Genomic DNA, 22,714 nt, shown 5'->3' on the forward strand with positions numbered 1-22,714 from the left:
CGAAAACTGACGTGCGACATTGTAGTAAGACAGCACAAATTGCTTATTTTATGACTTCAATCAAGGCAGATGGTGCAAAGCATGCACCACACTTGATGAACCAGAAATTGGGAGGTACAGGGAAAAAGTACCCGCCTGAAATGTAATAATTTCAACGCGGGGGTAATAATTACCAATAAAATTTAGATGAAAGGCTTAATGAGCACATCTTTATTCAAATGCACCAGCTTGAGCACATTTAATGGTCATTACCGTTTCGCCTCGAAGATCAACACTTGGTATTCACCAATATTCAACTGAGTGGCGTTATCCTCACCATGCTCAAAATGAAATTCATTCGGTTCATGATAACCATTTTGCCAATTGAACAGACATTGCCATTGGGCATTATCAAAATGGCTTAATTTATAATTATCAAAGCGCTGATTCTTAAAGTTTATAATTACCAGCAAAGGCGCGACTCCTTCTTTTCGTTCACCGCGCTGATACGCCAGTACTTTGTTCTGGTGGTCCATATGAGTGATATTAAGATGTACACTTTGCAATGACGGATGCTCTGTACGCAAGGCTATTAGTCTTGTATACGCCTTATGAAGTTGCGGGAATTGTTGTTTACGAGACCAATCGATGGGATCTTTGTCATCAAACCATAAATCTTCAAGCAACTCTTGGCCTTGAAACAACATAGGGGTGCCAGGGGCCGTGAGTGTTAGCGCAGCACCAATAGCAGAGCGCTGGCGTGCAAAATAGTCTTTATCAACATTACCGGGGGCTATTTCTTCCGCCAACCGCGCGCTGCCATTAGCCACTTCATCATGAGATTCAACATACACCACACGACTTAATGGATCACCAGAGTATTGCCTGGTTAATGCTTTTTCGACCAAATTTAGATCTCGGCTGTCATCTTCAGGTTGTGTTAGTACATCTCTTATTGGATGAACAAAGTCTGCATCCCATTGCGCGGTATATCCTAACCCACCATGTTCAGTTTTATCTGTGACAAAATCGTTTCCATGTAGGTCCTCTGCGACAACGATTTTCCCGGGGTGACGACGTTGAATTTCGCTATTTAACCAACGAATTAAATCGTATGCTTCTTCAATTGCATCGTCCGGATCTTCAGAGCCACTGACTGAGCGCATGTAGGGGATCATGTCCATGCGCAATCCATCAAGACGGAACTCTTCCAGCCACATCATTGCGTTGTCGTATATGTACTGGCGTACTTCTGGTCGGCCATAATCGGGTCTTGTGTCACCCCATGGCGTATCACTGCGCCAATCGTTATAAAAGTAGATCCCACCTTTGTTATTTTCAGACCATCCATCAAATTGCCATAAATGAAGGTCGCTTGGTCCAAAATGGTTGTAGACAACATCAAGCACAACAGCGATGCCTCTAGCGTGAGCCTCGCGTACCAGATTTTTTAAACCATCAGGCCCGCCGTAAGCTTCCTCCACCGCAAATGGGTATGCCGGGTTGTAACCCCAACTGAAGTCACCCGCAAATTCATTTACCGGCATGACTTCAATACAGTTAATGCCTAGCTTTGCGAGGTAGTCTAATTTTTCGATGGTGCTTTTAAAGGTACCAGGCTCATTTGCTTCGCCGGTTTCACCGATAGCTTTGCAGTTAAACGTCCCTATGTGGAGTTCATAAATAACAAGAGCGCTTCTTTCTGGCATTTGAAAGGGGGATTCGGGCCACTGGTAATCGTCATCATAAACGACTGATGCGCCCACACTGTTCGTTAGTAATCGCGCTCTAGGGTCGTTGCGTTTTAGCACATCACCAGATTGCGTGGTAATACTAAATTGGTATTTTTGATGATTCTTTAACTGGGGAATTTGACCAGTCCATACACCATCATTTTCAAGCGTAAGAGCAACGCCCTTCTCACTCCAATCATCAAACTCACCGCGGATAGCTACGGCTTTGGCATTGGGCGCCCATAGCGCGACTTCATAGCCTTTATCTGATTTGAATAATCCCATGGATGCAATGCGTTCTTTTGACATAAAAGGTCTCGATAAAGGAAATAGAAGAACTGTGCACTAAGCGGAATACGCGCCAACTTGGTGGATTTTTAGTTTGTGAAATAGATTTGCGGTCGGCTTATTGATTTTGTTGGTCTTATTTAATCGTTATTCGTTCAAACATAAAACTTATAGCAAATTTCTTAAACGGCTAATACCGCATTCAGATGAGTAAAATTTTCACTGAAAGAGTAATTTTGTCGTCTATCAATCCCTTATATAGACCCAAACAATTTGTTAATTGCTCCACAAAATACGCTGGACAGCGTTAATTTGCGATGAGTCGAGCCGCGTGCTTATCACTATGTTTAGAGGTATGAGTTTTGCAGCGCTCTTACCACTGAAAGCACATCCATTTTGCTGTGAGAAGATGAATAATTTAAAAGGAAATCGAAATGAGCCAAGAAATCAGAGGTAAAGTAAGTGCCATTTATGGTGACGAGATGGCTGCTAAAAATGCAGCATCAGCAGTGATGCAGTCAACAGGCCTGTTACATGATGAAGTGAGTATCGTGGCACCGCATGATCCACATTTTGGTGAGAAATTAGAGAACGACGACAAGAAAGTCGGACTGTTTATGCTAAAAGCCCATATGGGGTTAGCCCTCATGGGTGTGGTGTTAGGCGTTTTCTGCGGTGTACTGTTAGGGTTTTATGGGCCCGCTTACACCCAAACCAGCCCAGTATTGACTGTTATTGCATTAGCCATCTTAGGCTTTTTTGTAGGCCTGATGATCGCTGGGTTGGCTTCGCTAAGACCAGATCAGGACGCAGTCGTTAATCAAACTCGTGATGCGACCTCAGCCGGAAAATGGGTTGTGGTGGTGAACAGCCCTTCTCATGAAAAAACCGAAAAAGGCTATAACGTTCTGAGTACCTCAGCTGAGTCAATCTCAACGAGTTTGTAATACCGATCCAGTAAATAACTGGCCACTCAACGCTGTGATTTATCACAATGGGTATGAACGCAGCCCAGACCAGACATCGAGGGGAATATTTTTAAGTACGGCTAGAATATCCGATTGATCTAACGATGCCGCGCATTATGCGGCATGACTAAATCAAATAAACAACCAATCACTAGATGGTTCTGGGGATATTAAATAAGGTATAAAAGTTTTCAGTGGTGGCTTTGGCCAGCTCATCCACGGAAACCCCTTTTAGCTTAGCAATGAACTCCCCTACTTCTCGTACGTAACCGGGTTGGTTCTGCTTACCTCGATAGGGAACAGGCGCGAGCCAAGGGGAGTCTGTTTCAATCAGTAGGTTTTCCAGTGGAATTTTCTTAACCACGTCTTGTAATTCTTGGGCACTCTTGAAGGTGACAATCCCTGAAATAGAAATGTAAAACCCTAATTCTATAGCCGCTTGAGCCATTTCCCAGTCTTCTGTAAAGCAGTGCAACACACCGCGTGTGTGAGGCGCTTTGTATTCTTTCAATAAGGAAATGGTGTCTTGGCGCGCATCTCGTGTATGAATGATCAAAGGCTTATTTAATTCGTTGGCTACTTTTATGTGATCGACAAAAGATGTTAACTGCACTTCTTTTGTATCTGCACTGTAAAAATAATCCAAGCCTGTCTCACCTATCGCGACGATATTCTCGGACTTGGCCATTGTGAGTAACTCTTCATAAGTGCAAGCCTCATCTTGGTGAAGTGGGTGTACACCACAGGATGCTGAAACGTTATTGAAGGGTTTAATGGATTGCATCATAGCTGGAAAGTCATTGACGGACACGCAAACACACAGGAAATGCTCGACACCGCGCTGCTGTGCAAAATGGATGACTTCCGCTAATTCTTCTGGGCTTTTATCTAATCGGTCTAAGTGACAATGTGAATCTACAAACAAAGAATATTCCTACTTTAAATCGTTAATCTAGTATCAAGCAAAGTATCAAGCAAAATAGGTTTTCAGGCCTTTAATGCCATCGACTGTAAAATGTTGACAAGCACCAGGGTTTTATTAACGCCTGGGTTACGTAATTGCTCGTTAGCGTTGACGCATCGCGCGTGCATCTGCCATAAGTGTTCGGTGTTGGGCTGGCCAGTTTTAAGTTGGTTTACAAGCCATACCTGTAACCACTTTACAATTGTTATGGCTTCGTCTTGCCATTTCGTTGCCAGCGCGGCTGGGTCCGCCGTACCCACATTCAAATAACCTAGATTTTCAACTAGTTCTTGATAATTGACTTTGGGCGGTGTTTTTAAGTGCTCAATCAGTACTAAAGGAGACGTACCGTATAAACGCAACAAAGCGTCATCAACATTTGCATAACCTTCCTTATTCAACCAATCAATACACTCTTGTTGAGTGGGACTGAATAACGCTACCTTTTCGCAGCGACTTAAAATGGTCGGTAGTAAGCGCTCAGGGTGACTGCTTAATAAGAGCAAGAATGTGTTGTTTGTAGGCTCTTCTAGGGTTTTTAATAATGCGTTGGCACTAGACTCTGTCATAGTGTGTGCGTCATGAATAAGCAGCACTTTAGCGCCTGACAGTTGAGCCGAGCCTGAAAGCTTTTTAATTGCGTCGCGAATAGCATCGACACCAATTTGCTTGTCAGAACGAATTTCGTATAAATCTGGATGATTCCCAGCCGCTGACAATAAGCACGACTGGCAGTGACCACAAGGACCTAAGTTATCTTTCGAGAGAGCAGGTTTATTCGCACACAGTAAAAACCGCCCTAGCTGTTGTGCAAATTCCGTTTTACCTATGCCTTTTTCACCTTTTAGCAATAACGCATGATGCAACGACAACGTCGCCGCGCGCTGGGACAATTGCTGTAAAGAAGCGTGTAACCAAGAATACACTTTACACCGCCAAAAACTGTTGCATGGCGTGTTGAATATCGTGGTGCACTTGCTCGATTGACTGCATTGTATCTATGACAACACAGTTCTCATCTTGCTCAGCCAAGCTGAGATAACGTGCACGGGTACGCTCAAAAAAGGATATATCAAGCTGTTCTATGCGATCCAACTCACCACGGCCTCGTGCACGTGCTAAGCCTATACTTGGTTCAACATCTAAGTATAAGGTGAAGTCAGGCACGAACCCCTTCAAGGTAATATCACGCAGAGGTTGAATCAATGTTTGGGGTATTTCACGCCCTCCGCCTTGATAGGCTTGGGATGACATATCATGTCGATCGCCCAGCACCCAAGATCCTGACGTTAATGCAGGGTGAATAACATTGTGCAGCAGCTGAGCGCGGGCAGCATACATAAGTAACAGTTCAGCTTCTGTGGTTACCGTTTCGTTTGGCCAATCTTTTTTAACACATTCACGAATGGCCTCAGCCATAGCCGTTCCACCTGGCTCACGAGTGCAGGTTAAACTATGCCCAGCTTGCTCTATGCAGGATTTCACGATACTGACAGCGGTGCTTTTGCCCGCTCCTTCTAATCCTTCAATGACAATAAATTTACCTGGGTGTATCAAACTTCATTTCCTTTACGCTCACTGTGCGTGTTTATAGGGTGTTCTTAAGTAGCCTGCGTTAACCAAATTAACGATTTAATTGGTACTGCCGTACGGCACGATTATGTTCTTGTAACGTTTCTGAAAAGTGATGACTGCCATCCCCTTTAGACACAAAATACAGCTCGTCAGTGGCTAACGGGTTGAGGGCTGCATTTATCGCTAGCTTACTGGGCATGGCGATGGGGGTTGGTGTTAAACCTTTAATCACGTAGGTATTATAAGGCGTTGCTTGTCTTAAGTCTTTACGCGTGATATTACCGTCGAAATCTTCAATGCCATAAATAACAGTCGGATCGGTTTGTAAACGCATATTTAACCGCAGGCGATTAACAAATACGCCTGCTATACGACTTCGCTCTTCGCCTAATGCGGTTTCTTTTTCAATAATGGACGCCATAATAAGCGCTTCGTAAGGCGTTGCATAAGGCACATTCTGGTCGCGATGTTGCCATTGCAGTGCGAGTTCCTTTTGCATTGCGCTGTATGCCCATTTTACGATGGTAAATGCACTGGTGCCTGCCACAAAATGATAGGTGTCCGGCATCAGCCATCCCTCTAAAGATTGGCCTTCAATGTCGTGGCTAAATCTTTTTACATTTTCGCTAAAGTCATCACCCACCTTAACGTAGGGATGACTCGTAAGCTGCTTTTCCCAATCTTGCCACCTAAGGCCTTCTACCAATGTAAGGGCGAATTGCTTCTCCTTACCACTGGCAATAAGTTGGAAAACATCGATACCGTTCATGCCTGGCTCGATTTCGTAAGTGCCTGCTTTTACATTAGCGATCTCCGGCATTACTTTGAGCATCACTTTAAGACCGAGGGTGTCATCAATCAGTGATTGTTCTTTCAGCTGCTTTAAAATGCTGTTAGAGAACTGCCCTTTCTTGACAGTAAGTAAAAGTGGCTCATTAAGCGTTAATGGTCTTTCTGCTTGTTGCTTTAGATAATGCAAGCCTGTCATTAACGTAACAATCACTAAAGTCATCAATAATGAGGACACTTTGATTACGTTGATTCTCAAGTCTTCGTTCCTTGTTCTTTAATACTAATAATTCATTACTCCGTTTTGTAAATCGCGTGTTTTCTCATTTAAATAATATGCCCTGTGACCATCACTAAACTCAATTGCTGATACCGGGACAATGCCCATCAGGCTATTGCACACGAAAACCTCTGAGGCAGATTGTATGCTATTGAGTCCTTCTCTACACTGATGGATGGGTACTTGATTAGCCAATAAGTATGCCATCACTTGGTTACGCATAACGCCTTCGACACCACTAAAATTAAGCGAAGGTGTATGCCAAGCATTTTCGCAATACCAAAATATGTTTCCCACCGAGGTTTCAACAATCACATCATCAGTATCGAGAACCAAGCAATCATGAAAGGCATCATTAGCTAATTCATGCTTTATCAATACTTGCTCTAAGCGGTTCAAATGTTTCAAACCCGCAAGCAATGGCTGCTTGGCCAACGTAATACTGCTGACATTGAGTTCGATACCCTTTCGCTGCCAGTCTTGGTAGTGAGCAGGAAATGGATGTTGACTAACGATGTAAACAGGGGTTTTCGCCCCCTCAGGGCTATAACCACGTCCACCGGAGCCTCGTGAAATTAACACTTTCAACACACCAAGCGTTTTTTGTTCTGCCAGAGCTGAGACATGTAGCGCTAACTCATCCCAATTTATCGAAGAAATTAACAAACGTTCACAGGTTGATTGTAACCGTGTTAGGTGCGCATCCCAGTACTCGACCTTTCCGTCTCTAACTAACATGGTGGTGAAGCACCCATCGCCATATTGGGTCGCTCTATCTGTGATAGCGAGTTGTGTCGCGGATGAACCATTTACAATCATATGTGAGTCTTTGAAAAAATCATGTCTTAGGATAAATCATGTCTTAGAATAAAGAGAGTAATCTGATGCAAAAAAGCCTGTAATAGCAATGATATTACAGGCTTCGTTTAGATACTATTCGTGCGTGATAAATTACACTTTTTTAAATAGCAACGAACCGTTAGTACCGCCAAAACCAAATGAATTACACAAGCCGTACTCCATTTTGATTGAGCGGGCTTCGTGTGCAACAAAGTCAAGATCGCACCCTTCACCTGGATTATCTAAATTAATAGTCGGTGGGGCTACTTGGTCTTTCAACGCTAAGATAGTGAAGATAGCCTCAACTGCACCAGCGGCACCTAATAAATGGCCGGTCATGGATTTTGTTGAACTAACAAGTACCTTTTTGGCGCTGTCCTGAAAAATAGTCTTTACTGCAGCAACTTCCGCTACATCACCCGCTGGTGTAGATGTACCATGAGCGTTGATATAGCCTACTTGATGCGCATTCACTGAGGCGTCATTGAGTGCATTGTGCATTGCAGCGGCTGCACCTTCACCATTTTCGGGCGGTGATGTCATGTGATGAGCATCACCACTCATGCCGAAACCAACAAGCTCTGCATAGATTTTTGCGCCGCGAGCTTTCGCTGACTCATACTCTTCTAGCATAACAACACCGGCACCCTCGCCCATAACAAAGCCGTCTCGGTCTTTGTCCCACGGACGGCTGGCTATTTGCGGGTTATCGTTGCGAGTTGATAACGCTCTAGCAGCCGCAAAGCCACCTAAGCCCAATGGGCAAATAGACGCTTCCGCACCGCCAGCTAACATCGCGTCAGCATCACCGTAAGCAATGGTACGTGCAGCTATCCCCATATTATGGACACCTGTGGTACAGGCAGTCACAATATTTAAATTAGGGCCTTTTAAACCTTCCATGATGGACAGGAAGCCTGAAATCATATTGGTGATAGTAGCAGGAACGAAAAAGGGCGAGATACGCTTAGGCCCAGAGTTAACTAATTTAGTATGATTTTCTTCAATCAAACTTAAACCGCCAATACCTGACCCAATGGCTACGCCAACTCGAGAGGCATTCTTTTCAGTAATGGCTAAACCTGAGTCCACTAAGGCTTGCTTTCCAGCTGCAATACCAAACTGGATAAACTTGTCCATTTTCTTGGTTTCTTTCTTGGCGATGTAATCTTCAACGTTGAAGTCTTTCACTTCCCCTGCGAAATGCGTGGTGTATTCAGATGCATCAAAAACCGTGATAGGGCCTATGCCACTTTTACCGCCGACGATATTCTGCCACGTGGAAGCATAATCATTGCCCACAGGAGAGAGTACGCCAAGACCGGTTACTACAACCCGACGTTTAGCCACTTTGGCCTCCGAACGTAATATAAATTTGGTGTGTTAGATAAGAGAAACGGCTCAGAAAGAGCCGTTTTTAAAAACTGTTTACGCGTCTTTGTGAGCGTTAACGTAGTCAATAGCAGATTGAACTGTTGTAATTTTTTCTGCTTCTTCATCAGGAATTTCAGTATCAAATTCCTCTTCTAAAGCCATAACCAATTCAACTGTGTCTAGAGAATCCGCACCTAAATCATCAACAAACGAGGCTTCTGATTTTACTTCTTCTTCTTTAACACCAAGTTGTTCAATAATGATTTTTTTAACGCGTTCTTCGATGTCACTCATAATTCTAGTTTTCCCTTAAAAGTCGCTAGATATAAATTTCGAGTAGTGTATTCACCAACCCACCGCCTTGCAAGCAAGACATTGAAGTTTTTTACTGGTCGAACCACTAAAAACTATATAATAATCAACAAAAAATTAACAGGCAAGCAATGTTTTAATAACCTAGGTTATTAAATAAACATACTACCCCATATACATTCCACCGTTTACATGCAAGGTTTCCCCTGTTATGTATGCGGCGCTATTACTAGCTAAAAAGCCAACCGCTGAGGCAACTTCTTGAACAGAGCCTAAACGATTTGCTGGAATATCTTTAAAAATGGCCTCACGTTGGTCGTCGTTCAGTGCCTTGGTCATATCAGTATCAATGAAACCTGGAGCAACTACATTGACTGTAATTCCACGAGAAGCGACTTCACGTGCCATTGATTTAGTAAAACCTATAACGCCAGCTTTCGCTGCAGCATAGTTTGCTTGACCTGCATTACCTGAACTGCCAACAACAGAACCAATATTGATGATTCTACCACAACGTTTTTTCATCATGCCACGTAAAACTGCTTTAGACATGTTAAACACGGATGTGAGGTTGGTATTAATGATATCTTGCCATTCTTCATCTTTCATTCGCATGAGCAGGTTATCCCGGGTGATACCGGCATTATTGACCAAAATATCGATCACACCAAATTGTTCTGCGATGTCAGCTAACAAGCGAGTCATCGATTCTGGCTCTGATACGTTGAGTACCATGCCTTTGCCATTGTCCGCCAAATACTCACTGATAGCGTTGGCGCCAGCTTCAGATGTAGCTGTACCAATGACCGTCGCTCCATCGTTGACTAATTGTTCAGCGATCGCTTTACCGATACCGCGACTAGCGCCCGTTACAAGTGCTATTTTTCCGTCTAATCCAGACATATATATTCTCTATATTATTGAATTGTCGATACTGTTTCTGCGTTGTTTACCGCATCACAGCTCAATGATTTATCTATGCGTTTTATCAAGCCAGTTAACACCTTACCTGGGCCAATTTCATGAATCTGGCTTACGCCTAAAGCGGATAGCTTTTGAATGGTTTCAGTCCAACGCACTGGGCTATATAACTGGCGCAAAAGTGCAGATTTAATATCTTCTACATTAGATTCAATAGCGACATCAACATTGTTTACCACCCCTATAGAAGGGGTTGTAAACTCAATAGTTTCAAATAGCTCAGCAAGTTTATCTGCAGCGGGTTTCATCAAAGCACAGTGAGAAGGCACACTTACTGCTAGAGGTAGAGCGCGTTTAGCGCCCGCTTCTTTGCACAGCTCAGCTGATTTTTCAGCAGCTTCTGCATTGCCTGCAATAACGACTTGGCCTGGTGAATTAAAGTTTACCGCAGATACGATTTGCTGTGTTTCGTTTTGCGCTTGTTCGCATGCTTGAATGACTTTCGCATCATCAAGACCAATGATCGCATACATCGCTCCTACCCCTTCAGGGACAGCCTGCTGCATAAACTGGCCGCGCGCTTCTACTAATTTGACGCCATCTTCAAATGATAGAACACCAGCACACACAAGGGCTGAGTATTCTCCCAAGCTATGACCTGCAAGATAGTGCGGTAAATTAGCGCTTTGTGCTTTTAAAACTTGGAATATAGCGAAACTAGCAGCTAACAACGCAGGCTGTGTCACCTGCGTTTGTCCTAATGTTTGCCCATTGTCGTTTTGTACTACGTCCCAAAGGTCGTAACCTAAGACCTTGCTTGCCCGGCTAAATGTTTCTTCTACTAGCGGATGATGAGCCGCTAAGTCTTTCAACATGCCCACTGTTTGTGAACCCTGACCTGGGAACACCCACGCGCGTTTTGACATAAAACTTCCTTTCATTTGATCACTAAAATAATCGTTACCACCATATTAATGATGCTGGTATTTAATATCGCACTAAAGCAGATGCCCAGGCGAAACCACCACCGAAGGCTTCTAATAGGAGGTTTTGCCCTCTCTTGATACGCCCATCTCGAATTGCTTCATCTAAGGCCGTTGGCACCGTCGCCGCTGACGTATTACCGTAGCGCTCAAGTGTTATAACCACTTGATCAAGCGACATATCTAATTTTTTCGCCGTGGCTTTAATTATTCGGAAGTTAGCCTGATGAGGAACGAGCCAATCTAAATCAGATTTCTGCATATTATTGGCGGCTAAGGTTTCTTCAACGATTTCACTTAACTTTGTCACAGCAACGCGGAATACTTCATTGCCTTTCATAGAGCCCCAGTTTTCGTGGATGGATGATTCATCCCCACGAGTTGGATTACCAATGGCCAATAAATCACCGTATGACCCTGCAGCATGGATATGGGTGGATAATATGCCAGGCTCTTCGCTCGCTTCGATAATTGTTGCACCTGCAGCGTCACCAAATAAAATTACCATAGTGCGGTCTTCTGGGCTGATCATGCGACTTAGGCAATCAGTTCCTACGACCAAAATGCGTTTTGCCATGCCTGATTTAATGTACTGATCAGCCACGCTTAATGCATAGCAATAACCGGCGCAAGCAGCTGCTACGTCAAATGCAGGAATGCCATCGACGTCTAACGCTTTTTGGATCTCACAGGCTGTACTGGGTAGCGAGTAACGTCCGCTGGTTGTGGCACATACAATCATGTCTAATGACTTGGCGTCTATACCGGCTGCTTCCAGTGCTTTTTTACTTGCCTCAAAGCCCATAGTGGCAGCGGTTTCATGCTCCCCGATAATGCGGCGCTCTTTGATACCAGTGCGATCTGTTATCCATTCGTCTGACGTATCCACCATGAGGGATAAGTCGGCGTTCGTGCGCACGTCGCTTGGATAATAACTACCAGTACCAATTATTCTAGAATTCATTTATTACGATCGCTCCATCAAGAGGTTTTCAATCTTATCTTTAATTTTTGTGGGAACTTGCCTTTCGGCTTCTTGAACCGCTTCGCGGATCGCATACAAAAAAGCCTCATCCGAGGCATTTCCGTGGCTTTTGACCACAATTCCGCGCAATCCTATCAGACTCGCACCGTTATACTGGTCGGGGTTCACTCGCAAATAGAGACGACGTAATAGGGGCATGGCCAGTTTTGCCATGATTTTACTCAATATATTTCGCTTAGCATCACGCTTTACTTGCTCTATCAATAACTTAACCAGTCCTTCGCAGGATTTTAAAGCGATGTTTCCTGAGAAGCCGTCGGTGACAATGACATCGGCAATATCGTTAAATATATCGTCACCTTCAACGAACCCAATATAGTTTAAGTGGTCGCTGGCGGCTAATAATTGACTCGCCTCTTTGATATTCGCAGGGCCTTTGATTTGCTCCTCACCCACGTTTAAAATAGCCACTCTCGGGCGTTCAATTCCTGCAATTTGCTCAGCTAATACAGACCCCATCACAGCATTTTGTAGCAACGTTTGTGCGTCGCTTTGTACCGTCGCGCCTAAATCCAAAAGATAGACTTTGTGACCTTTAGCAGTGGGTAAGCTTGATACCAAAGCAGGACGGTTAACACCAGAGAGAGTTTTCAGTTGAGAGCATGCCATTGCCAGCAAAGCGCCTGTATTACCCGCACTTACACATGCATCCGCTTGCTCATTGTGAACGTGCTTAATAGCACAGGCCATAGACGAGTCTTTTTTATGACGAAGCGCTTTAACAGGGTTGTCATCCATCAAAACCTGTTGGTTGCAATGAACTATTGAATATCGATTGGATAAGGAAGAGGAGTGCTGGTTTAACCAAGATGTAATAACATCTTCGTCTCCGCAAAAAATTAAATTTAGGTGGGGGAATTCATTCAGTGCTTTTAAAGCTGCAGATAGAATAATATGGGGGCCGTTATCGCCCCCCATAATATCTAACGCTAAGGTTAGATGACGCAAAGCTATCTCAAATTATAGTGAGAGAACTTTTTTGCCTTTGTAGTAACCATCAGCTGTAACGTGATGACGAACGTGCGTCTCACCTGATGTTGAATCTACAGACATAGTCGCAGTTCCCAACGCATCATGCGAACGACGCATGCCACGCTTAGAACGAGTTTTACGATTCTTTTGTACTGCCATTAGTTTGCTCCTAGTCTCGCTTAAGTTCTTTCAAAACCGCGAACGGGTTTGGACGTTCATCGACCGGTTCAATTTTTCCGAACGTCATGTCCTCTGCTTTTATGTCACAATCCTCCTCTGCATGAAGGGCGACAATTGGCAAAGAGATGATCATTTCGTCTTCAAAAATTTGAAGTAAATTGACTTCTCCGTGGTCATTGACCTCTACCAGGTCGTAAATATCCGGTAACTCATCGGCCTTTTCATCATCAAGTCCCTGCACAGGACTGAAACAAAACGACACGTCTAAAGGATGAGTAAAAACACCATTACATCTTTGACAGACAAGTGATGTTTCACAACGAATTTGACCTTCGAAGTATGAAAGACCCTGCTCGTCTTTTAAAAACTTCACTTCGATATCAACTTCGTCGTCTACGCCAGCAACTGTACTTAGCAATCTCGGCATATCAGCCGTTAACATTACCCCCTGATATTCAGAGCGTTTTGTTGCACTTTTGATTGGGTCGAGTTGTTTAGGTAATTTTACTTTCTGCATAGCGCGCGCATCATAAAGGCTGAAAAGGGTTTAGTCAAAGAAAATATGATCTTAAGTCCTATGTAAATTAAGCAATTTATGCTTTTATGTCGGCCGTCAATAATAATACAGGTCGTCAAATTGATGAAACTAATTCTTGCTTCAACCTCCCCATATCGAAAAAATATTCTTGAAAAGCTGTGTATCCCCTTTTCATGTGCCTCACCCAGCGCGGATGAAACGCCGATGAATAATGAGTCTGCCAACACTTTAGTGGCGCGATTGGCAGCAGAAAAGGCATTATCTGTAGGGGTAACTCAAAAGGGTCTTATTATAGGCTCTGATCAAGTCGCTTGTGTTGACGGTGTTATTCTCGGTAAACCTGGTAATAAGCTCAAGGCATTTGACCAGCTTACACAGCTAAGCGGAAAAACTGTTACTTTTTTTACCGGGTTGTCCTTACTTGATAGTAAAACACAGCGTCAGGAAACGATTGTTGAAACGTTTGATGTAATATTTAAATCACTTAGTGCTAAACAAATTAGTCGATATCTTGAACTTGAAGAGCCGTATGATTGTGCTGGTAGCTTTAAAAGCGAAGGTTTGGGGATAGCGTTATTTTCATCGTTAGACGGTCGCGACCCTAATACCCTTATTGGTCTTCCTCTAATTGCACTAGTGGCGATGCTAAAAAAGTTTGAAATTGATGTATTTGAGCATATGCAGTAGATGAAACATCGTTCAACTATGCTGTTGAGCGACGTTTCTCAAATACCAAATGGATATCTGTTTACCTAAAGATTATCGAGCATATTAGATAATTGCTTGCGCCAGTGGACAGTTTGGACACCTGAATCCTGTTCTGCCGCGGTTTTGTCGACAACAGAAAATGCGGGCCTTTTAGCCGGCGTCGGGTACTGGGCCGCATAGATTGGCTGCACTGAGATCGCTTTATGCAAAAGTCCCTTTTCTAGTGCTAGCTCTTGGATAGCGATAGCAAAGTCATACCAACTGGCCACGCCTGCATCTGTCCAATGGTACATGCCTTTAATATCAGGCTTGTCGACCACCGCCCAAAGCCAATCAGCTAGCCCAGCAGCGTAAGTGGGTGTACCAATTTGGTCTGAGACAATACCTAGCTGGGATTTCTCTTGCATTAACCGCAGCATGGTTTTAACGAAGTTATTACCATGGCTAGAATATACCCAGGCCGTTCGCACAATAATCGCCTCAGGCAGCATGCTTTGAATGGCTAACTCACCTGCTAATTTTGACGCGCCATACACTCCAAGCGGGTTAGGTCTATCAGATACGATATAAGGTGAACACTTAGTCCCATCAAAAACAAAATCAGTTGATATGTGTAACAACCTTGCACCGACTTCTTTACAGCCGTTAGCGATATTCTTAGCACCTTCTTCATTTACTAAGAAGGCGGTGGCTTCATCTGTCTCCGCTTTATCTACTGCGGTATAAGCTGCGCAATTAATAACCACGTTAGGTTGAATAGATGAAAAAATTTCAGCAACTTTTTTAGCATCAGTTATATCGAGCTCTGCGCTATCAAAAGCGAACACCTCAACAGTAGGTTCGGGAGCGCGGTTACAAAGCTCCCACCCTAGTTGACCTTTTTTTCCAGTGATAAGTACTTTCACAATATTTCCGTATCTAAATTTAGATTAAATGTGCATCAGCGCACTGTTAAGCAAATTTTGGGGCATCGCTGAATAAACAACCCACTTTATCTTTTTCCGATAATGCTGGCGTTTCTCCGTTCACTAATGGCCACTGGATGCTAAGGGCAGGATCATTCCATAAAATAGACACTTCAGATTGTGGGTGATAATAATCACTGCATTTGTATACAAACTCAGCTGTTTCGCTGGTGACGTAAAAACCATGGGCAAAACCCGCTGGGACCCACAGTTGTTTATTATTCTGCGCTGACAATTCGATGCCATATGATTGACCAAAGGAGGAAGAAGATTGGCGTAAATCTACGACCACATCATATACACTGCCTTGGGTAACCCGTACTAACTTACCTTGGGTGTGCTCTAACTGATAATGTAAGCCGCGTAATATACCTTGGCGGGATTTACTGTGGTTATCTTGTACCAGTGCTTTCACACCTGTTGCTTCGGTAAATAAGTCCGCGCGGAAGGTCTCCATAAAGAAACCTCGCTCATCGCCAAATACTTTTGGCTCGAATATGAGAACGTCATTGAGTGGTGTTGGGGTGATTTGCATATTATAAACTCAGAAAATTAATTGGGATTACTCGTAACCATTTGCGACTTTGAGCAAATATTGGCCGTAACCTGTTTTGGCCAAACTGTTGCCTTGTTCCGTCAACTGCGCTTTGTCTATCCATTTATTGCGATAGGCAATTTCTTCTAAACACGCCACTTTCAAGCCTTGGCGGTGCTCAACGGTTTGTACGAACTGCCCAGCGTCAAGGAGCGAGTCGTGGGTACCTGTATCAAGCCAAGCGAAACCACGACCCAATAACGACACGTGTAAATCCCCTCTTTCAAGGTACGCTAAATTCACATCGGTGATTTCCAATTCTCCACGCACAGACGGTTTGATATTTTTGGCGATGTCGATGACATCATTGTCATAAAAATACAAACCTGTTACTGCATATTGTGATTTTGGCGCTAGGGGCTTCTCTTCAATGCTGATGGCTTTTTTATCTTTATCAAATTCAACCACACCAAAGCGTTCTGGGTCAGTGACGTGATAACCAAATACGGTGGCACCTTTTGTCACTTGGGTGGCGTCTTTCAACTTGTCAGAGAAATGCTGACCATAAAAAATGTTATCCCCCAATACTAAACTGACATTCGCATCGCCGATAAAATCCTCTGCAATAATAAATGCTTGAGCAAGGCCATCTGGACTCGGCTGCACGGCATATTCGATTTCAACGCCGTAGCGACTGCCATCTCCTAACAAACGTTGAAAGTTTGCTTTATCTTCGGGAGTGGTGATGATCATTACTTCCCGAATACCTGCGAGCATTAATACCGAAAGAGGATAGTAAATCATTGGCTTGTCATAAATAGGCAGTAGTTGCTTTGATGTCCCTTGCGTAATGGGATGTAAGCGGGAGCCTGAGCCCCCAGCCAAAATGATACCTTTATATTTAGGAATGTGATTAGCCATGTTTACTCCCCTTCGCCTAAACGGCCTAGTTTATACTTCCCTGATAACACTCGCTGCCACCATGATTCATTGGAAAGATACCATTGCACCGTCTTTCGCATACCTGATACGAAGTCTTCTTCTGGTTTCCACCCTAACGCTTTTTGAATATGACTAGCATCGATGGCATAACGAGCATCGTGCCCTGGCCGGTCTTTCACAAATGTAATTAAATCAGCGTAGGCTGAAATATCTGCTGCTCTTTGTTGCGGGGCTAACTCATCAAGCAACGCACAAATAGTACGTACTACATCTAAATTACGCTTTTCATTATGGCCGCCTATATTGAACGTCTCTCCTACACTCCCAGATTTAACTACTAGGCATAACGCACGGGCGTGATCTTCAACAAACAACCAGTCGCGAATTTGACTGCCATCACCATATACAGGTAAAGGTTTACCGGCCAGCGCATTTAGAATGACATGTGGGACTAACTTTTCGGGAAAATGATAAGGGCCGTAATTATTAGAGCAATTTGTGATTACCGTCGGTAAACCATAAGTGCGCTGCCAGCTTCTGACCAAATGATCTGAACTCGCTTTACTTGCCGAATAAGGTGAGCTGGGTGCATAGGGGGTGTTTTCTGTAAATAAAGGCAATTCACCGCCTCCAGAGACTTCGTCCGGGTGAGGTAAGTCTCCATAGACTTCATCGGTAGAAATATGATGAAAAATAAACTGCCCTTTGCGCTCTTCTGGCAAATCCTGCCAATAAGCGCGAGCGGCGTCTAATAGTGTATAAGTGCCGACCACATTGGTTTGAATAAAGGCACCCGGCCCATCAATAGAGCGATCAACGTGTGATTCGGCTGCTAAATGCATCACCGCATCAGGTTGGTGTGCATTGAATACACGTTTTATTTCTGCTGCATCACAAATATCTACTTGCTCAAAACGATATCTGTCGCTGTGTAATTCTTGGGGAATGGACTCTGTGTTTCCTGCGTACGTTAATACATCAACATTAATCACACTGTCTTGCGTGTTGGCTAATAAATGCCTGACGACAGCACTGCCGATAAAGCCGGCTCCACCGGTAACGAGTATTTTCATGTAAAACTAAACCCTTTTTTAAATCTAAAAGTAGACATCTTGTCTTTGTTTTTAACTACGAATTTCCAACACGCTTAACGCTCTGTTTAATTGCTTATCGAGTGGGGCTTGAAAACTGACTCTGTCTTCAGTCTTTGGGTGAATAAACGCTAAGGAGTACGCATGCAAGAATAAACGCTTCAACCCTTTTTGATTCATCAGCCCAGTAAACTCTGAATCACCATATTTGTCATCGCAAGCAATGGGATGACCTGCATGCAAGCAATGTACACGTATTTGGTGGGTACGGCCTGTAATAGGTGAGGCTTCAACTAGCGTGGCGCCTGAAAATCTATCGAGTACACGAAAACGTGTTTCAGACGGTTTACCTTCAGTATCCACCGACACTAAACGTTCACCCGATTTAAGAATGTTTTTTAACAATGGTGCATTGACTTTATAACGATTTTCGGGCCATTCACCTACTACTAATGCTTGATAGCGCTTATCCATTTTTTTATCACGAAGTTGCTCATGCAAGTTTTTAAGTGCTGAGCGTTTCTTAGCGATAACTAAACAACCTGATGTGTCTCGGTCTAAACGATGAACTAATTCTAAGAATCGCGCTTGAGGGCGCAATGCACGAAGCGCTTCAATCACCCCGAAGCTCAAACCACTGCCTCCATGCACTGCCATTCCTGATGGCTTATTTAACACGATAAGTAAATCATCTTCGAACAAAATATGAGACTCAAGTGAAGCCACTTTGTCCAATTTAGTGGAAGGCGCCTCATTGGGCTCAGACACACGTATGGGCGGAATGCGTAACTGGTCATGGGCTTGAAGCTTATATTCAGGCTTAACGCGCTTTTTATTAACCCTAATTTCGCCCTTACGCACGATGCGATAAATAAGGCTCTTAGGTACCCCTTTGAGTAAGGTACGTAAAAAATTATCGATGCGCTGACCCTCTAGGTCGGGCTCGATATCGATAAACTGGACTTTCTGAAATGTAGTATCTGTGATCATCAGAGTATTATAACTGGAAGCCCCCCATGTATGACCAGCACTTTATTCGCTTGCCAGCGTTTAGATTTTAATGTGATAATGTGCCAGTCTTGCTATAGGCACACGCCGAACAAGACAAACAGATGTAATAATCCGTTCTGGTAGCAGTGCGATACAAATAAGTCGTTAAATACTGCCCTATCAATCGCGAAGTGAGTAACTTTTCGTGGATTAGATAAAACAGAACCAAGACATCAGCGATGATAAATAACTATTTGATCGCGGCCGATGTAAAGAATGTAATTGAATTGACAACATACTGGGTTTGTTATGCCCATTTTTTTCAACGCATAACCACCGAGTATTAACCGTTTTAAGAAACGAATTTATATAAGTCAGGAAATGCCGAAACTGACACCCAAATGGGAAGTATTTAATACATATATGCGTTAAATAACGCATAAGGTACTTAGGCAGAAACTTAAAATTAGTTAGATACAGCCGCGAGGCTGCATGACAGAAAATTGTCGAAACTCAACGCATGTCTTTCATCCGTGGCGATCGGTACACCACCGAGTCAATAAGAATGAAAAGAATGTTAATCAATGCAACGCAGCAAGAAGAATTGCGTGTTGCCCTCGTCGATGGTCAAAAGCTTTACGATTTAGACATTGAAAGCCCTGGTCACGAACAGAAAAAAGCCAATATATATAAAGGTACAATAACCCGCGTAGAGCCTAGTCTAGAAGCAGCTTTCGTGGATTACGGCGCAGAGCGTCACGGGTTCCTACCTCTTAAAGAAATCGCCCGCACCTATTTTCCTCAAGGTTATAAATTTGAAGGCCGTCCGAATATTAAAGACGTCATCAAAGAAGGCCAGGAAGTTATTATTCAAATCGATAAAGAAGAGCGAGGCCAGAAAGGCGCTGCGTTAACCACCTTTATCAGTTTGGCAGGTAGCTACCTAGTATTGATGCCTAATAACCCAAGAGCCGGTGGTATCTCTCGTCGCATCGAAGGTGATGAACGTACGGATCTTAAACAAGCCCTAAGCAACCTTACGTTACCTGATGGAATGGGGTTAATTGTTCGTACCGCTGGTGTTGGTAAATCAGCTGAAGAATTACAATGGGATTTGAGTGTTTTATTAACCCATTGGACCGCTATTTCTGAAGCGGCGGATTCTCGCCCTGCTCCTTTCCTAATTCACCAAGAAAGCAATGTTATTGTACGCGCAATTCGCGACTACCTGCGTCGTGATATTGGCGAAATACTGATTGATAAAACCAGTATTTACGAGCAAGCCATGAAGCACATCGAGTTGGTTCGCCCTGATTTCGCGAATCGTGTGAAGCTATATCGTGGTGATGTGCCTTTATTCAGCCATTATCAAATTGAAAGCCAAATTGAATCTGCTTTTCAGCGTGAAGTGCGCTTGCCATCAGGTGGCTCAATCGTAATTGACCCAACCGAAGCCCTTACCTCAATTGATATTAACTCTGCCCGCGCTACCAAAGGCAGTGATATCGAAGAGACTGCATTTAATACCAACCTTGAAGCCGCTGATGAAATTGCCCGTCAGTTACGTTTGCGTGATTTAGGTGGTTTGGTGGTCATTGACTTTATTGACATGACGCCTGTACGTCACCAACGTGAAGTGGAAAACCGCATGAAAGACGCGGTAAGACACGACCGTGCTCGAGTGCAATTGGGTCGCATTTCTCGTTTTGGTTTACTTGAAATGTCACGTCAACGCTTACGCCCATCACTAGGAGACTCTGCCCACAATGTGTGCCCTCGTTGTAGTGGTCACGGTACCGTGCGTGGGACTGAATCGTTAGCATTATCAGTACTGCGTATCATGGAAGAGGAAAGCATTAAGGACAACACAGGGCAAATCGAAGCCCAGCTACCTGTTAATGTGGCCACTTACCTGTTGAATGAAAAACGCGGCGCGGTTGCTGGCGTTGAAAAACGTCATAAAGTGCAATTGGTCATTATTCCAAATCCGAACATGGAAACCCCTCACTACAACGTTGCTCGTCGTCGACCCGATGATGCTATTCATGACATGAGCTATAACGTTGAGTTAATGAAAAACGAAGACACCGAAGCAGATAAAGCCGTAACGGCCACACCTGTTAAAGAACAACCTATGCTCCAGAGCTTCGTCTCGCCTGCTAAGGCTGCAGCTGTTCAACCTGAAACACCCAAAAAGGCTGATGTTGAAAGCGTGTCGTTGCTCTCAAAAATTGCTAGTTGGTTGAAGTCGTTATTCGCGCCAGCGCCACAACCTGAGCCAGAGCCTGAAGTTAAACCTCAGCGTAAGCCGCAACAACGTCGCAATAGAAACAATCCTCGCCGCAGTAAGCAAGGTGACAATCGTTCAGATAATCGCGATGACAACCGCTCTTCAAGCAAGGACGACAATCGTTCAGACAACCGCGATGGCAATGAAAAGCCGAATAATCGTAAGCCTCGTCGCAATGATAATCGTAAACCTCGAAACGATAACAAGTCGCCAAAAGAGCTAACTAACACTGAGCAGAAGAAAGATCAAAAGCCAGCAGCTCCTCAAAAAGAAGTAAAAGAGCACAAGGTTGCTGAGCGTCGCAAACGTCGTGATAACAGACGTAGCGTGCGTGTAGATGATAGTAAAGAGCAAACAGCTAAGGCTAAAACTCACACTAGCAATGCTGATATCGCTGCAACCAACAATCATAACGCTCAAGCTGCTGTTGAAGTAGACAGCAAAGTTGCCGCAGTCATTGAGCAAACCGCTACACAGGACACTCCTGCTACCGCGGAAACTCAGGCTCCTGTTGCAGTATCTGCACAAGATATTGAATCACCGAAAAAGTCTAAGACGAAGGCGGAAGAGAAGCGCGCTCAAGAGTCTTCTCACGAGACCCATGAAGACCCAGCTAAACCAGAGTCAATGGATAACACCGGTAACGATAAAGGTGAAAACACGACTCAGCGTACACGCAGTCGTCGTTCACCTCGTCACATTCGTGCTGCAGGTCAAAAGCGTCGTAAAGATGAGGAAGCTCAAGCAACACAGGTGACCGATAACGAGCAAAGCGCTAAGCAGGATGAGTTACAATTTGATGCACCACAGGCTGAAGTAGCGCCAGTGCAAACTGAACAAGCCATCAAAGAAAATGCTGTACCTGTAACGGATACAGTTTCTGAGGTTGCTATCAGTGCTGATGTGACTCAACAAGCACCGGCTCAAGGCGACTTGTTAACTCAACCAGAAGACACTATTTCCAAAGGTGAAGAAGTCGCTGAAGCGCCTGAGGTCACGGCAGTTCAATCTATTGATGAGCAACCTGTCATCGCAAACGATACTAGCGTGGAAAATAACGCACCTGTCGACAACGCAAAGGTTGAAACTGCAGCACCTAAAGTAGACGCGGTTGCAATCGCCCCTGAAGCAGATGAAGTCATTGTGCAAACGATACCGTCAGCTCCAGAAAAGCGTGAAGAGAAATCTAAACCTACGAATAAGCCAAAAGCGAAAAAAGCGGTGTCAAAATCAATTCAGGTTAGCGCTAGCGATACTAAGGCTCGTGCTTCACACCCAATGGCTACGCCAGCCAGTGTTGAGCATGAGTTCAACACGTTAAACATTGGTTCGCTAAGTGATGATGCACGACCGTCTGTAAATGCTTCTGGAAGATCAGCTGCTATGGTGGCTGCATCAACTCGTTCCGGGGCACCGGCTACGAGACCCGCATCACAAGACTAAAATTGTCAG

22 protein-coding genes are annotated in these 22,714 nt (G+C 44.1%); 3 read left to right on the forward strand and 19 right to left on the reverse strand.

Translation table 11 applies throughout. From position 1 onward, the window contains the following. Positions 1–248: 248 nt before the first annotated feature. Positions 249–2,021, reverse strand: coding sequence for an alpha-amylase family glycosyl hydrolase (locus PATL_RS10790; RefSeq protein ID WP_011574919.1), 1,773 nt, complete (start codon positions 2,019–2,021; stop codon positions 249–251). Between the two features lie 413 nt (positions 2,022–2,434). On the opposite strand from PATL_RS10790, the gene PATL_RS10795 reads away from it, so the two are divergent. Beyond that, entirely contained in the window at positions 2,435–2,947 is a 513-nt protein-coding gene (locus tag PATL_RS10795) for a hypothetical protein (RefSeq protein ID WP_011574920.1), read from the forward strand. A gap of 172 nt (positions 2,948–3,119) precedes the next feature. On the opposite strand, the gene PATL_RS10800 is transcribed toward PATL_RS10795, so the two are convergent. The 13 genes from PATL_RS10800 to yceD all read right to left on the reverse strand — a co-directional run bounded on the left by PATL_RS10800 (position 3,120) and on the right by yceD (position 13,720). After that, entirely contained in the window at positions 3,120–3,893 is a 774-nt protein-coding gene (locus PATL_RS10800) for a TatD family hydrolase (RefSeq protein WP_011574921.1), read from the reverse strand. A 62-nt stretch (positions 3,894–3,955) separates the two neighbouring features. Further along, positions 3,956–4,858: a DNA polymerase III subunit delta' gene (gene holB / locus PATL_RS10805; RefSeq protein WP_011574922.1), complete on the reverse strand. Its 903-nt coding sequence runs from the start codon at positions 4,856–4,858 to the stop codon at positions 3,956–3,958. A 1-nt stretch (position 4,859) separates the two neighbouring features. Continuing rightward, a complete protein-coding gene (tmk, locus tag PATL_RS10810; protein WP_011574923.1) occupies positions 4,860–5,489 on the reverse strand; it encodes a dTMP kinase in 630 nt (209 codons plus the stop codon). 67 nt (positions 5,490–5,556) lie between these two features. Beyond that, positions 5,557–6,555, reverse strand: coding sequence for an endolytic transglycosylase MltG (gene mltG, locus PATL_RS10815; protein ID WP_081429931.1), 999 nt, complete (start codon positions 6,553–6,555; stop codon positions 5,557–5,559). 24 nt (positions 6,556–6,579) lie between these two features. Then, positions 6,580–7,395 carry an aminodeoxychorismate lyase gene (gene pabC / locus PATL_RS10820; protein ID WP_011574925.1) on the reverse strand — a complete coding sequence of 272 codons (816 nt, stop codon included), beginning with the start codon at positions 7,393–7,395 and terminating at the stop codon, positions 6,580–6,582. Between the two features lie 132 nt (positions 7,396–7,527). Next, positions 7,528–8,766, reverse strand: coding sequence for a beta-ketoacyl-ACP synthase II (gene fabF, locus PATL_RS10825; protein WP_011574926.1), 1,239 nt, complete (start codon positions 8,764–8,766; stop codon positions 7,528–7,530). Positions 8,767–8,844: 78 nt separating this feature from the next. Continuing rightward, positions 8,845–9,084 carry an acyl carrier protein gene (acpP, locus tag PATL_RS10830; protein ID WP_006993870.1) on the reverse strand — a complete coding sequence of 80 codons (240 nt, stop codon included), beginning with the start codon at positions 9,082–9,084 and terminating at the stop codon, positions 8,845–8,847. Positions 9,085–9,267: 183 nt separating this feature from the next. Further along, positions 9,268–10,005: a 3-oxoacyl-ACP reductase FabG gene (gene fabG, locus PATL_RS10835; RefSeq protein ID WP_011574927.1), complete on the reverse strand. Its 738-nt coding sequence runs from the start codon at positions 10,003–10,005 to the stop codon at positions 9,268–9,270. Between the two features lie 14 nt (positions 10,006–10,019). After that, a complete protein-coding gene (fabD, locus tag PATL_RS10840; protein WP_011574928.1) occupies positions 10,020–10,949 on the reverse strand; it encodes an ACP S-malonyltransferase in 930 nt (309 codons plus the stop codon). Between the two features lie 61 nt (positions 10,950–11,010). Continuing rightward, positions 11,011–11,970: a beta-ketoacyl-ACP synthase III gene (locus PATL_RS10845; RefSeq protein WP_011574929.1), complete on the reverse strand. Its 960-nt coding sequence runs from the start codon at positions 11,968–11,970 to the stop codon at positions 11,011–11,013. Between the two features lie 3 nt (positions 11,971–11,973). Continuing rightward, positions 11,974–12,999: a phosphate acyltransferase PlsX gene (gene plsX, locus PATL_RS10850; protein WP_011574930.1), complete on the reverse strand. Its 1,026-nt coding sequence runs from the start codon at positions 12,997–12,999 to the stop codon at positions 11,974–11,976. Positions 13,000–13,011: 12 nt separating this feature from the next. Beyond that, the gene (gene rpmF, locus PATL_RS10855; RefSeq protein WP_011574931.1) at positions 13,012–13,182 is read right to left on the reverse strand and encodes a 50S ribosomal protein L32; all 171 of its coding nucleotides are present in this window, start codon (positions 13,180–13,182) and stop codon (positions 13,012–13,014) included. Between the two features lie 10 nt (positions 13,183–13,192). Then, positions 13,193–13,720 carry a 23S rRNA accumulation protein YceD gene (gene yceD / locus PATL_RS10860; protein ID WP_011574932.1) on the reverse strand — a complete coding sequence of 176 codons (528 nt, stop codon included), beginning with the start codon at positions 13,718–13,720 and terminating at the stop codon, positions 13,193–13,195. 123 nt (positions 13,721–13,843) lie between these two features. Between yceD and PATL_RS10865 the strand changes: the two genes are divergently transcribed. Further along, complete coding sequence (locus tag PATL_RS10865; protein ID WP_011574933.1) at positions 13,844–14,428, forward strand: Maf family protein; 585 nt, start codon at positions 13,844–13,846, stop codon at positions 14,426–14,428. Between the two features lie 65 nt (positions 14,429–14,493). Here the strand turns inward: PATL_RS10865 and rfbD are convergent, their stop codons facing one another. The 5 genes from rfbD to rluC are packed head-to-tail and all read right to left on the reverse strand — an operon-like array spanning position 14,494 to position 18,972. Beyond that, positions 14,494–15,354 carry a dTDP-4-dehydrorhamnose reductase gene (gene rfbD / locus PATL_RS10870; protein WP_011574934.1) on the reverse strand — a complete coding sequence of 287 codons (861 nt, stop codon included), beginning with the start codon at positions 15,352–15,354 and terminating at the stop codon, positions 14,494–14,496. Between the two features lie 46 nt (positions 15,355–15,400). Then, entirely contained in the window at positions 15,401–15,949 is a 549-nt protein-coding gene (rfbC, locus tag PATL_RS10875) for a dTDP-4-dehydrorhamnose 3,5-epimerase (protein WP_011574935.1), read from the reverse strand. Positions 15,950–15,976: 27 nt separating this feature from the next. Next, entirely contained in the window at positions 15,977–16,870 is an 894-nt protein-coding gene (gene rfbA, locus PATL_RS10880) for a glucose-1-phosphate thymidylyltransferase RfbA (protein WP_011574936.1), read from the reverse strand. Positions 16,871–16,872: 2 nt separating this feature from the next. Then, a complete protein-coding gene (gene rfbB, locus PATL_RS10885) occupies positions 16,873–17,964 on the reverse strand; it encodes a dTDP-glucose 4,6-dehydratase (RefSeq protein ID WP_011574937.1) in 1,092 nt (363 codons plus the stop codon). A 51-nt stretch (positions 17,965–18,015) separates the two neighbouring features. Then, positions 18,016–18,972: a 23S rRNA pseudouridine(955/2504/2580) synthase RluC gene (rluC, locus tag PATL_RS10890; RefSeq protein ID WP_011574938.1), complete on the reverse strand. Its 957-nt coding sequence runs from the start codon at positions 18,970–18,972 to the stop codon at positions 18,016–18,018. 574 nt (positions 18,973–19,546) lie between these two features. On the opposite strand from rluC, the gene rne reads away from it, so the two are divergent. Then, positions 19,547–22,705 (forward strand): ribonuclease E, encoded by a 3,159-nt coding sequence (gene rne / locus PATL_RS10895; protein WP_041713700.1) that lies wholly within the window; start codon positions 19,547–19,549, stop codon positions 22,703–22,705. Positions 22,706–22,714: the final 9 nt, after the last annotated feature.

The sequence above is a fragment of the Paraglaciecola sp. T6c genome (assembly GCF_000014225.1).
In the GTDB taxonomy this organism is placed as follows: domain Bacteria; phylum Pseudomonadota; class Gammaproteobacteria; order Enterobacterales; family Alteromonadaceae; genus Paraglaciecola; species Paraglaciecola atlantica_A.

Coding starts and splice junctions, on each gene's coding strand:
- PATL_RS10795 (WP_011574920.1), top strand. CDS start 2,435: ATGAGCCAAGAAATCAGAGGTAAAGTAAGTGCCATTTATGGTGACGAG.
- rluC (WP_011574938.1), bottom strand. CDS start 18,972: ATGATCACAGATACTACATTTCAGAAAGTCCAGTTTATCGATATCGAG.
- yceD (WP_011574932.1), bottom strand. CDS start 13,720: ATGCAGAAAGTAAAATTACCTAAACAACTCGACCCAATCAAAAGTGCA.
- acpP (WP_006993870.1), bottom strand. CDS start 9,084: ATGAGTGACATCGAAGAACGCGTTAAAAAAATCATTATTGAACAACTT.
- rfbB (WP_011574937.1), bottom strand. CDS start 17,964: ATGAAAATACTCGTTACCGGTGGAGCCGGCTTTATCGGCAGTGCTGTC.
- rfbC (WP_011574935.1), bottom strand. CDS start 15,949: ATGCAAATCACCCCAACACCACTCAATGACGTTCTCATATTCGAGCCA.
- PATL_RS10845 (WP_011574929.1), bottom strand. CDS start 11,970: ATGAATTCTAGAATAATTGGTACTGGTAGTTATTATCCAAGCGACGTG.
- rfbA (WP_011574936.1), bottom strand. CDS start 16,870: ATGGCTAATCACATTCCTAAATATAAAGGTATCATTTTGGCTGGGGGC.
- rpmF (WP_011574931.1), bottom strand. CDS start 13,182: ATGGCAGTACAAAAGAATCGTAAAACTCGTTCTAAGCGTGGCATGCGT.
- rne (WP_041713700.1), top strand. CDS start 19,547: ATGTTAATCAATGCAACGCAGCAAGAAGAATTGCGTGTTGCCCTCGTC.
- fabG (WP_011574927.1), bottom strand. CDS start 10,005: ATGTCTGGATTAGACGGAAAAATAGCACTTGTAACGGGCGCTAGTCGC.
- PATL_RS10790 (WP_011574919.1), bottom strand. CDS start 2,021: ATGTCAAAAGAACGCATTGCATCCATGGGATTATTCAAATCAGATAAA.
- pabC (WP_011574925.1), bottom strand. CDS start 7,395: ATGATTGTAAATGGTTCATCCGCGACACAACTCGCTATCACAGATAGA.
- PATL_RS10865 (WP_011574933.1), top strand. CDS start 13,844: ATGAAACTAATTCTTGCTTCAACCTCCCCATATCGAAAAAATATTCTT.
- fabD (WP_011574928.1), bottom strand. CDS start 10,949: ATGTCAAAACGCGCGTGGGTGTTCCCAGGTCAGGGTTCACAAACAGTG.